The 9926-nt window shown below is 43.9% G+C and carries 13 protein-coding genes and 1 pseudogene; 4 read left to right on the forward strand and 10 right to left on the reverse strand.

Annotation, left to right across the window (positions count from 1 at the left end):
• Nucleotides 1–66: 66 nt before the first annotated feature.
• The 3 genes from QUB30_RS32010 to QUB30_RS32020 form a co-directional block, all read right to left on the reverse strand.
• Nucleotides 67–705 carry a hypothetical protein gene (locus QUB30_RS32010; RefSeq protein WP_333342120.1) on the reverse strand — a complete coding sequence of 213 codons (639 nt, stop codon included), beginning with the start codon at nucleotides 703–705 and terminating at the stop codon, nucleotides 67–69.
• A 71-nt stretch (nucleotides 706–776) separates the two neighbouring features.
• Nucleotides 777–986, reverse strand: a complete 210-nt coding sequence (locus tag QUB30_RS32015) for a hypothetical protein (protein ID WP_333233510.1) — start codon at nucleotides 984–986, stop codon at nucleotides 777–779.
• A 78-nt stretch (nucleotides 987–1064) separates the two neighbouring features.
• The gene (locus QUB30_RS32020) at nucleotides 1065–2513 is read right to left on the reverse strand and encodes an IS1/IS1595 family N-terminal zinc-binding domain-containing protein (protein ID WP_445300575.1); all 1449 of its coding nucleotides are present in this window, start codon (nucleotides 2511–2513) and stop codon (nucleotides 1065–1067) included.
• Between the two features lie 183 nt (nucleotides 2514–2696).
• On the opposite strand from QUB30_RS32020, the gene QUB30_RS32030 reads away from it, so the two are divergent.
• Entirely contained in the window at nucleotides 2697–4205 is a 1509-nt protein-coding gene (locus QUB30_RS32030) for a UbiD family decarboxylase (protein WP_333342122.1), read from the forward strand.
• Between the two features lie 109 nt (nucleotides 4206–4314).
• Here QUB30_RS32030 and QUB30_RS32035 read toward each other — a convergent pair whose 3' ends face one another.
• The 5 genes from QUB30_RS32035 to QUB30_RS32055 form a co-directional block, all read right to left on the reverse strand.
• Nucleotides 4315–5196, reverse strand: a complete 882-nt coding sequence (locus QUB30_RS32035) for a DUF4435 domain-containing protein (protein ID WP_333342124.1) — start codon at nucleotides 5194–5196, stop codon at nucleotides 4315–4317.
• Between the two features lie 2 nt (nucleotides 5197–5198).
• Nucleotides 5199–6260, reverse strand: coding sequence for an AAA family ATPase (locus QUB30_RS32040; RefSeq protein WP_333217710.1), 1062 nt, complete (start codon nucleotides 6258–6260; stop codon nucleotides 5199–5201).
• An 85-nt stretch (nucleotides 6261–6345) separates the two neighbouring features.
• The gene (locus QUB30_RS32045; protein WP_333342126.1) at nucleotides 6346–6558 is read right to left on the reverse strand and encodes a helix-turn-helix transcriptional regulator; all 213 of its coding nucleotides are present in this window, start codon (nucleotides 6556–6558) and stop codon (nucleotides 6346–6348) included.
• A 20-nt stretch (nucleotides 6559–6578) separates the two neighbouring features.
• Nucleotides 6579–6791: a helix-turn-helix transcriptional regulator gene (locus tag QUB30_RS32050; RefSeq protein WP_333266144.1), complete on the reverse strand. Its 213-nt coding sequence runs from the start codon at nucleotides 6789–6791 to the stop codon at nucleotides 6579–6581.
• Nucleotides 6792–6811: 20 nt separating this feature from the next.
• On the reverse strand, nucleotides 6812–7024 hold the full coding sequence (locus QUB30_RS32055) for a helix-turn-helix transcriptional regulator (protein ID WP_333125002.1): 213 nt from the start codon (nucleotides 7022–7024) through the stop codon (nucleotides 6812–6814).
• 129 nt (nucleotides 7025–7153) lie between these two features.
• Between QUB30_RS32055 and QUB30_RS32060 the strand changes: the two genes are divergently transcribed.
• Together QUB30_RS32060 and QUB30_RS32065 are read left to right on the forward strand one after the other, a co-directional pair.
• The gene (locus QUB30_RS32060; protein ID WP_333342129.1) at nucleotides 7154–7396 is read left to right on the forward strand and encodes a hypothetical protein; all 243 of its coding nucleotides are present in this window, start codon (nucleotides 7154–7156) and stop codon (nucleotides 7394–7396) included.
• Between the two features lie 129 nt (nucleotides 7397–7525).
• On the forward strand, nucleotides 7526–8314 hold the full coding sequence (locus QUB30_RS32065; protein ID WP_333342131.1) for a DUF4058 family protein: 789 nt from the start codon (nucleotides 7526–7528) through the stop codon (nucleotides 8312–8314).
• Nucleotides 8315–8413: 99 nt separating this feature from the next.
• Here the strand turns inward: QUB30_RS32065 and QUB30_RS32070 are convergent, their stop codons facing one another.
• A complete protein-coding gene (locus QUB30_RS32070; protein ID WP_281363590.1) occupies nucleotides 8414–9085 on the reverse strand; it encodes an energy-coupling factor ABC transporter ATP-binding protein in 672 nt (223 codons plus the stop codon).
• 23 nt (nucleotides 9086–9108) lie between these two features.
• Nucleotides 9109–9381, reverse strand: a complete 273-nt coding sequence (locus QUB30_RS32075; protein WP_333342133.1) for a hypothetical protein — start codon at nucleotides 9379–9381, stop codon at nucleotides 9109–9111.
• A 417-nt stretch (nucleotides 9382–9798) separates the two neighbouring features.
• Between QUB30_RS32075 and QUB30_RS32080 the strand changes: the two are divergent.
• Nucleotides 9799–9926 (forward strand): annotated as a pseudogene (locus QUB30_RS32080) (photosystem II D2 protein (photosystem q(a) protein)); the annotation flags it as partial.

The following is a 9926-nucleotide window of genomic DNA, read 5'->3' on the forward strand; positions in this document are numbered from 1 at the left end:
GCACCTACAATCTTAATTCTTGCTCCAATCTGTTTAATTAAAGACTCTACAGCTCCCGAACCAATATCAATACCCTGATGCAAGATAATTCTGGTAATTGGGGATTCTTGACTGATGTTTTCGGAGATAATTCTGGAAATTTTGACTTTCTTTACCTTTAACTCCTACAAGTTCGGCTATAGCTTCTACTGTTGACCCTTGCCACAGTTGGCTCTCGACTCTTCTGATTCGTTTGAGTGACCCCCCTATTTTATGTAGATTTTCTCTCAAATGATACCAATCTAATACTTCTCTTCTTTGCTCATTAGTCCCAATTTGATTAAACAGATTCCACACCCCATCATGACCATCTCCCAAACAGGTTATCGGTTCATTTGAAAGTTGGCTATTTACCCACTCCACTAAATCTGGATTATTTTGGAAGAAGGCGGCTGCTACTTGATTATGGATCTTAACTGCTTTATAATTCCGACCTACTCTTTCTTTTCCTAATGGAGTTCTGGGCATGACATTTCCTCCGTCTATACTCAATGCTTCTACTTGCTCGCCGTTCGACGGTGAAGAGAATTTATAACGCTCTAGTAGCCGATGTTGTGTACTGTGCGGTACATAAATTCCTGTCAACATTTTTAAGTCTTTTTCAGCATTGGCAAATGATTCATTTGCCACTAATAATAAACAACATCTTTCTAATTGAGGACTCAAACGACTTCCCTTCTTTATTCCCAGCTTTTGGGCTTGCTTACTTGATAGCTTTATTTCTCCTACACAACTTTTTATGGTTCTTTTTCTCCCCTCACCCTTTCCCCCTGCTGAGTTAAAAAAAAACTGCTAATTTCTGGTGCTACTGTCTCAACTAAATACTCTCGGACAGTCAGTTCGATAGATTCAAAGCTTTTGAGATTGTCTGGCGAGGTATTCTTATAAAAGACCTCTGCTATTGCTTGGAGATTTATTTTGATCTTCTGCTGTTCTTCTGGGGTCATATGCACTTAGGTTATGGTAATTTATTTGCTTTCTATTATGCCATCAACTTGGCAAGGCAATTATCTCAGTATTTATACTCATTGCAAAACTGGGATGCTCCCGATCGCCACTTCATAAATTTTACCTTTTTTCTTAACTTTAAATGTTTTACAGGACTGCAAAAAATCTGGAAATTTGGTGCCCAAATCCAGCGATTTCAGCTTTTTAGTAATTGGTTGACCGTATTGCTTTTTAAATTCGCCGGCTACCTGGGGAATCGGAATGTAACTACCGGGAGATTCAGCAGTTAATGCCTGTACAATTTTTGCTACGGATGCTTCGAGGGCGGCAGATAATTCAATTTTTGAATCCGAGGGTTTTTGAACGAGTCCCACTTGATGTTCGGTACCGATTAATATTATTTTAAAAGTAGCTGATTGCGACTGCAAAAATTTGATTAAACTAGAAGTCTTACCCAAAAAACTTTTTACAATTAAATCAGCATGAGAGTGATATTTAGCAAAAAAACATTTCTTAATTCTTGTTACAGGAATAGCATCCTCTTTCAACTCATTTTTTGCAGAGTCAATTATTTCTACAAGTATATTTTTTAAAACATCCAGCGACTCAATAGCCTTTGAATTGACAGCAGGTATTATTTCTGGCAAATTTTGCTCCGCAATAATATTTGGAGGAACAGCAACGGTCGCCAAAGATGGTTCAAGCACCGGGGTAACTTCGTTTTGTGCTGACTCCGACAGTGCTGCTGCATGGGAAATTGTAGAAGGGAAAGCAACAGTCCGGCGCTCTTGAAAAAGCTCGACCACACTAGAAAAACGAGCGATTCGCTCATCAATAGATTTGTGTTCAGCCTTCAACAAATCTGCAACTTGATTAGCCAATTCTTCAAAACTAGGGATTTCCATTTCTCTCTCACAAGAATAGTGGTTAGTATCACCATTCAGAAGATTTTCTACAGACAACACAGCATTTTGCCGTCGCACCCGAAACACAGTCAATCCCTGATTTTGCAACTGATTGCAAAGATGATTTAACAAACCGTCAGAAGAACAGACAAACACTTGTTGGACATCCCGATATCGATATAAAATAGCAGCGCCAAAAGCAATCATCTTACCATCAGCACTATTAGCACCGCCCGGAACGTGAATCAGTTCGTAACCGCGATCGTAAAGTTCAGCATCCAACTTGCCCGTACTCGGGTTTTTCCAGTTAGCAAAAGCAATTTTAACTTGCAGGGGATAGTCGCACAAACTGGCTAAAAATTGTTCTGTATTAACCTTAAGTTTCAGATTTTCGGCATCTAACAGCAAAATCGCAATCCCGCCGGAGTTTGTGGTGGTTGCAGGGGCGATTTCCTTCGGGATAGCTTCGCTTAACCGTGTTTCGGTGCATTTGCGACTGAAAGACGGCAGACCGGCGGACTCAAAAAATTGTTTGCGGCAAGCTTTGCAAAGATACCGCTGATGACCGTTGGGACGGCCGTTTTTACGAACTTGGTCAGATTCGCATCGAGGACATTTCATTAACCCATTATGCAGCCTACTCCCGAACCGAACAAGACATTACCTATCTTCTTCTTTCTCTTCCTTCGCGCCCTTTGCGTCTTCGCGGTTCGTTAAATAGATATTCTTTCAGCGGTTCAAGAGTAAATTGTGGCAGTCGATCGGCTCATAATAACAAAAGAACGTTAACAATTCTTAAAAAAAATGGCAAGAGACTTGCGGGGATTCCTAAAACTACTCGAAGAACGGGGACAACTGCGCCGGATTAGCGCTTTAGTCGATTCCGACCTCGAAATTGCCGAAATTTCCAACCAAATGCTGCAAAAAGGCGGCCCTGGACTGCTGTTTGAAAACGTCAAAGGGGCCGATTTCCCCGTCGCAATCAACCTGTTGGGCACGGAACAGCGCGTTTGCTGGGCGATGAACATGGAAAAGCCGATCGAACTAGAAGAGCTCGGCAAAAAACTGGGAATGCTGCAACAGCCAAAACCCCCAAAAAAGATTTCCCAAGCCATAGAATTCGGCAAAGTCCTGTTCGACGTAGTGAAAGCCAAACCGGGCCGAGACTTTTTCCCAGCTTGTCAGCAAGTGGTACTTGAGGGAGAAGGGCTGGATTTGAACAAAATCCCCATGATTCGCCCTTATCCGGGAGATGCGGGCAAAATTATCACCCTGGGTTTGGTAATTACCAAAGATTGCGAAACGGGTACGCCGAATGTGGGGGTTTATCGGTTGCAGTTGCAGTCAAAAAACACGATGACAGTACACTGGTTATCGGTGCGGGGCGGCGCGCGACACTTGCGAAAAGCGGCGCAGGCTGGTAAAAAGTTGGAAGTTGCGATCGCCCTCGGAGTCGATCCCCTGATTATTCTCGCCGCAGCAACGCCAATTCCTGTAGATTTATCGGAATGGTTATTTGCGGGACTTTACGGCGGTTCCGGCGTGCAGTTGGCGAAGTGCAAAACGGTAGATTTGGAAGTACCGGCGGACTCGGAAATTGTGTTGGAAGGAACGATTACGCCGGGGGAAGTTCTGCCCGACGGGCCCTTTGGGGATCACATGGGTTATTACGGCGGCGTGGAAGATTCGCCGCTGGTGCGGTTCCACTGCATGACGCACCGCAAAGACCCGATTTATCTGACCACATTTAGCGGGCGGCCGCCGAAAGAAGAAGCAATGATGGCGATCGCGCTTAACCGTATTTATACGCCTATTTTGCGGCAGCAAGTATCGGAAATTGTCGATTTCTTCTTACCGATGGAAGCGCTGAGTTATAAAGCGGCAATTATCTCCATTGATAAAGCATATCCCGGTCAAGCGCGCAGGGCTGCTTTAGCATTTTGGAGTGCATTACCGCAGTTTACTTACACTAAGTTTGTGATTGTTGTCGATAAAAGTATCAACATTCGCGACCCGCGTCAAGTAGTGTGGGCAATTAGTTCTAAAGTCGATCCTGTTCGGGATGTATTTATTCTGCCGAATACGCCCTTTGACACGTTAGATTTTGCCAGTGAAAAGATAGGTTTGGGAGGCAGGATGGGGATTGATGCTACTACGAAGATGCCGCCGGAAAGCGATCACGAATGGGGTGAAGTTTTGGAGTCCGATCCGGATGTGGCGACGATGGTCGAAAGGCGGTGGGCTGAGTATGGTTTGGCAGATTTGAATTTGGGAGAAGTCGATCCTAATTTGTTTGGATATGAGATGAAGTAGGGAGGAGAAAAGGGCACTCGAAGGTAATTTTAGATTTCCAATTTTAGATTTGAAAATCGCAAGTCTCAAATTGGAAATCTAAAATTGTAAGTGACTATACTTAATTAAACTATAGCTCCTCGATTTTTGTTTTTAGTTCTATAAGGTCGTCATGCTGATTAATGTCTAGGTAAGGAATTGCCCAATCAAAAAATGAACTTAGAGAAATAAATGTAGAATCTTGTCTCTGCATTTCCTTTTGAATATCCTTGCCATTAAACCAAATTAAGTATTGCTTCTGTGTCCAAAATTCTTCTCGTGCAAATAGTTGTTCATAGACAACAAGGTTATCTTCAAATTTTTCTGGTCTAACTAATTCAACAGCCTGTCTAAATTGATTGACTAATTCTAACGCTTTAATTTTGCAGTCTTGCAAAATTAATGATTTAGGTAGTTTACCTTTATTCGTCCATGTAGTTTTGAGTTGTTCCCGTGCTACACTCAGGTTCACCAAGTCACCCAAAGCCCATCTTACCGCTTGGTAAGCTTGCAAGTTTCTGGCGCTAGTTTCAATCAGTTTTGAAATCCGAGCGACTCCTGGTGAATTTTTATGCCCCCAGGTAGAAGTTGGATTGTCCTGCTTTTCATTGTACTTTTCTTCCCAATAATTGTGAATTAAATTAGCATCTAAGAGATAATTTTCAACACAAGTTCGATAACTTAAAAAAATAGATTTATTGCCAGATTTATTTGCTCTTTGGAGTAGCTGGCAGTTATCAGTTGGCTTAACATCGAAATCCCGATCTAGAAAAACAATGTATTTCGGGTCTAGTGCTTTACTCGCTGAAAAGTATCCTTCGGCAAATTTTGAAAATGTAAACTTACTCCCAACAGTAACAATTGTGCAGGTATTAGCTGTTATCCTATCAACTAATGTATTAAGTAATTTATAGTCTAAACTGGTGGGCGCTCCTTCACAAAAAAGTATTTTTCCACTACTAACAACACTCATAGTTACTCCTCTAAACGAACAATGTATGCTTCAGGTACTAGCTGCTCTATATAATCAGAGTGAGTTGTAATAATGAATTGATTATTTTTCCCTAACTTGGGCAAAGCTCTCAATAATGCTTGTTGCAGTGGTGGATGTAAGTGCAACTCAATTTCATCAATCAAGATCACAGAATTATGAATATTCCAATTAGCAAAGTCCATCATCATCGGAAATATAGCACGTTCGCCCCCAGACATCTCAGAAATCTCATATTGGTTTCTGCCATCATATAGATAAAACCAGGGTTCGCTCAGAATGTCATCAATCCCTTCTCGTGGAACAGGTCCATCAAAGCTACGTTCGGGGAAAACAACTTTATAAGCTTGCTCAATTTCAGCATATATGTCCTTTTGTCCGGGTCGGAATTGCTTAATTCTTCCCCTTTCAACATCCTGATGAAATTGTCGCCACTTTGAAAAGCGATCTCGTAGATTATCTTCTGTAATTTCAATTTTTTCATCCTGGTTTTCAGTAGTTAGGCTGGTAGAAGTTCTCTGCTCTGTGTACCAAAGAATTGTCCCAACTCGCTCAAACACCTGAAAGCCTTCAGCTCTAAGGAGTTGCTTAGCATATTCCCGTCCTTTAAATTGAAACAATTCACTTGAAGTGTTTGCCTGAACGCGCTCACCTTGCCATTTAAGGGACACAATATGTTTATCAGCAGGAGGAACTGGTAAATTGCGACCGATATTTTGCAATTTTTGGTGGAACTCCCGAACCGCGTGGATCTCTGGAGACGAAAATTGCATTTTTAGAGTAACGTCTGGTTCAAACTTTCCCCAGTTACTCCCTAGCAATTCATAATTAAATCCCGGCCATTCCAATTCAGAAAGCCTCTGCAATCGACCTGTTGCCTCTCCCAATGTTGCTGCTATTGCCTGTAAAATACTTGTTTTGCCAGTCCCATTCATCCCTATTAAAACTATAAGGTCTCGTGCCAGTCCAGTTTCTGGATCGGTGAAATCTAATTCTCGCTCTCTGAATTTCTTAAAATACTTTAACTTGATAGATTGAACTTTCATAATTTGAATTTAATAAAGGTAAAGTCTGCTTGTCAAAAACGTACTCTCAGCCTAATTCGTCCAATTGCATTCTTAGGAAATCAGCCTATTCTTCCAAAATTTCCACTAAATCTTCGATCGCAATATCAAACACACGAGCCATCTTATTCAAAGCTGTATAGTCTACAGTTGCCAGCTTGGGAGAATGGGCATAACTTCTAACGGTACTGTAAGGAATTCCCGATCGCTCAGAAACTTCTTTTAATGTCCAAGCCTTCTCTTCGGCTAGTTCTCGAACCCGCAATCGAATTAGACCCATTTTCCCGCTGACAAATTAGTTCAATGTTCCAAAACCTCAACCAAATCTTCGATCATCAAATCGAAGACAGCAGCAAGTTTCTGCAAAGCCGTATAGTCCACCGTTGCCATTTTGGGAGCTTGGGCGTATTTTTTAACCGTGCTGTAGGGAATTCCCGTTCTGTCAGAGACTTCTTTCAGCGTCCAACCCTTTTCCTCAGCTAGTTCTCGAACTCGCAACCGAATTAACCCCATCTTCCCGCTGACAAATCAGTTTATTGTTCCAAAATCTCAACTAAATCTTCGATCGCAATATCGAACGCACGAGCCATCTTGTCCAAAGCTGTGTAGTCAACAGTTGCCATGCCTGGAGAATTAGCATAGGTGGCGATTGTGGTGTATGGAACACCTGTTCTGTTGGAGACTTCCCTGAGAGTCCAACCCTTCTCTTGAGCAAATTCTCGAACTCGCAGCCTAATTCGTCCCATTCCGCCCTTGACAATTACGAGTAGTCGTAATTTAATGAATATACAGTTAATAGCGATCGCCCCCTGACCTGAGAAATCTAGAGCGATCGCCTTTCATTCACCACCCACAAAAGTGGGAAGGATTTTCCTATGATACCAAAACAACCGACATATCGCGATCGACTTCAACCTTGGCATCTAATTCGCCACCTCCCCAACTGTCAGCGGTTAACAGTCGCCCGTTTCGCCCGCCGCCCCGATGCCGAATCTTACTTGAACGCGCTGCGCCGCTTAATGCCTGCAGTCCCGCATACAATTGTGTTCGTAAATGCGGTGTCTGTGTTGGATGAAAACAGCGTTCCAATTCAAACACAATTGGCGATCGAAGTTTAATTGTTGAAAAGTGCGATCGCCCTTCCACCAATAGGAATTATTCTATTTTACCGGAAGTGCGATCGGCCCTAATTTTCCCAAAACAACATTGCTAAACTATAAATAGAGTTGAGTCAAGGAGTCACATCAATGCCATCTCCCTTTCCTGGTATGGACCCGTATTTAGAGCATCCCGACTTTTGGCCTGGGATACATAACTTGCTGATTAGTGAAATTGCCAGATTTTTATCTCCCCAACTGCGGCCTAAATATCGAGTCGCGGTAGAAGTGCGAATGTATGAAACCAGCGGGGAAAGTTCTGTAAGTGTTGGTATTCCAGATATAACGGTACAGCGTTTGGCAAACGCCAGCAATCCTTCAATGCCGAATGTGGCTGTTTTATCACCCCCAACACAACCAGTGACTGTGACAATTCCTGTTCCTGAGATTGTCAAAGAAGCTTATTTAGAAATTAAACAGGTGGAAACCAGAGAAGTGGTAACAGCTATTGAATTTCTTTCACCCACTAATAAGCGTTCTGGTAAAGGACGGCAGATGTATGAAGAAAAACGCCAACATATACTAAGTACCCGCACTCATTTAATTGAAATTGATTTACTGCGAAATGGGGAACCCATGCCAATTGTTGGCAATAACATTGAGAGTCACTATCGCATTTTGGTGTGTCGCGGCAACCGCCGTCCTCGCGGTGATTTATATGCTTTTAATATTCAGAATGTAATTCCTTCTTTCCCGTTGCCTTTGGGTTCAGAAGATCCTGAGCCTGTTGTTGATTTGCAAATGCTGTTCAATGGAATATATGATATTGCAGGTTACGATATGGAGATAGATTATAATCGGCAATCAGTACCGCTACTCTCGGAAACAGATGCAGCTTGGGCAGATGCTTTGTTGCGCGATCGAGGATTGCGAGATTGATTTGGCGTGCAGCCATTCTCTTCGTCTGCGGAGGCAGACTTCGTTTTTGTAGAAGCGATTTCAATCGCCGAATGACTTAATTCAAGCATTGCTTAACAGCTAAACATCTTGGCTTTGCATCAACCGCTGCTTCAAACGCGCCGGATCTCCCCGATCGACCACTTGGCCCTTCTCCAACAAAAAAGCCCCATCGCAGTAATTCAACTCATCCAAACGGTGAGTCACCCACAAAGCCGTAATTCCGCGATTTTTCACCAACCGCTGCACCGCCGCCACCAAATCCAACTGAGAATCAGGATCTAACAAAGCCGTCGGTTCGTCCAACAGCAGAATTTCGCAGTGACGGGCGATCGCCCCAGCAAGAGCAATTCGCTGCTTCTGACCGCCACTCAAAGCATAAATCGGCCGCCGCTGCAAATCCAGCAAATTCACAGCCTCCAAAGCCTCCGCCACCCTCTCCCGCACCTGAACGTTAGAAAGCTTTTCCTCCACCAAACCAAAAGCCACATCCGCACCCACCGTCGGCATCACCAATTGGTGATCCGGGTTTTGGAACACAAAACCCACCCGCCCGCCGAGGTCAATTTCCCCCGACTGGGGGTGCAGCAGCCCAGCCATCAGCCTCAACAGCGTAGACTTGCCGCTGCCGTTAGTGCCCAAAAGCATCCAAAACTCGCCCTTGGGTACATCCAGAGAGCAACCTTGCAACACTCGATCGCCCGACGGCCAGCAAAAACCCAAATCCCGCACAGCAACGGCTGACTGGCTCATATCGGCACCAACACCCCCAGCCCTCATTCTGCCGCCGACATCGAGACAAAACCCGGGGATCTGCCTGTAGATGACGCCCCCGATTTCTGAGAAACCACCACCCCAGAAATCTCGCTGCTGAGCACAGCCACCTTTTTCTCAGGATTTTTCTCGCAAGTTAGTTCCAAAATTTGCGGTTGGGAGTTGCGAATCGCCGCCAGTACCTGCTGGTAAACAGTCTCAGCGTCCTCCTCCAACTTCCGCTGCACCGACAGCGAGACGGGCGTATTTTTCACAATGATGTCAATGCTGAACATATAGTCTTAAAAACCTAAGTTTGGAGCTCTATCCTCAGTATATATATAGGACTTACCCACGGAAACCCAGTTTCTTAGAAAAATCAGAGGTTGAGGGCGATACATCTACCCAGCCACGGGGCTTCTGACGCAAAGCGCAGAGACTCCTATATAGTAGAAGTTCCCAAATGCAGGGCAAGGACTTCGGGGACTTCGAGGGCTTCGGGGACTTCGGGGACTTCGGACAAGTCAAGAGCCGAAAGTTTTTTAAGAAAAACTTGCTCTTGTAAAGAATTACCTCTATAATCGTCAATACGGTAAAGAAAAGTAAACTCTGTTCATAATCCAACTTGTTTTCTGGTAAGCAGAGGCAACGGTTGGAGACTAATGACTAGAGAAAGATCCGCTGTAATTATATCCATTTGGAGATTTGCGTAAATGACAATCGCAGTCGGACGCGCCCAGACCGAAAGAGGCATATTTGATGTACTCGACGACTGGCTCAAACGCGATCGCTTCGTCTTCGTAGGCTGGTCTGGCATCCTGCTATTCCCCTGCGCCTACCT

Origin of the sequence: Microcoleus sp. BROC3, assembly GCF_036702515.1 — a bacterium.
Lineage (GTDB): Bacteria > Cyanobacteriota > Cyanobacteriia > Cyanobacteriales > Microcoleaceae > Microcoleus.

Bases quoted from the DNA above. Each gene is read 5' to 3' on its own strand.
- QUB30_RS32015 (WP_333233510.1), bottom strand. From the start codon at position 986: ATGACCCCAGAAGAACAGCAGAAGATCAAAATAAATCTCCAAGCAATA.
- QUB30_RS32020 (WP_445300575.1), bottom strand. From the start codon at position 2,513: ATGAAATGTCCTCGATGCGAATCTGACCAAGTTCGTAAAAACGGCCGT.
- QUB30_RS32030 (WP_333342122.1), top strand. From the start codon at position 2,697: ATGGCAAGAGACTTGCGGGGATTCCTAAAACTACTCGAAGAACGGGGA.
- QUB30_RS32035 (WP_333342124.1), bottom strand. From the start codon at position 5,196: ATGAGTGTTGTTAGTAGTGGAAAAATACTTTTTTGTGAAGGAGCGCCC.
- QUB30_RS32040 (WP_333217710.1), bottom strand. From the start codon at position 6,260: ATGAAAGTTCAATCTATCAAGTTAAAGTATTTTAAGAAATTCAGAGAG.
- QUB30_RS32045 (WP_333342126.1), bottom strand. From the start codon at position 6,558: ATGGGTCTAATTCGATTGCGGGTTCGAGAACTAGCCGAAGAGAAGGCT.
- QUB30_RS32050 (WP_333266144.1), bottom strand. From the start codon at position 6,791: ATGGGGTTAATTCGGTTGCGAGTTCGAGAACTAGCTGAGGAAAAGGGT.
- QUB30_RS32055 (WP_333125002.1), bottom strand. From the start codon at position 7,024: ATGGGACGAATTAGGCTGCGAGTTCGAGAATTTGCTCAAGAGAAGGGT.
- QUB30_RS32060 (WP_333342129.1), top strand. From the start codon at position 7,154: ATGATACCAAAACAACCGACATATCGCGATCGACTTCAACCTTGGCAT.
- QUB30_RS32065 (WP_333342131.1), top strand. From the start codon at position 7,526: ATGCCATCTCCCTTTCCTGGTATGGACCCGTATTTAGAGCATCCCGAC.
- QUB30_RS32070 (WP_281363590.1), bottom strand. From the start codon at position 9,085: ATGAGCCAGTCAGCCGTTGCTGTGCGGGATTTGGGTTTTTGCTGGCCG.
- QUB30_RS32075 (WP_333342133.1), bottom strand. From the start codon at position 9,381: ATGTTCAGCATTGACATCATTGTGAAAAATACGCCCGTCTCGCTGTCG.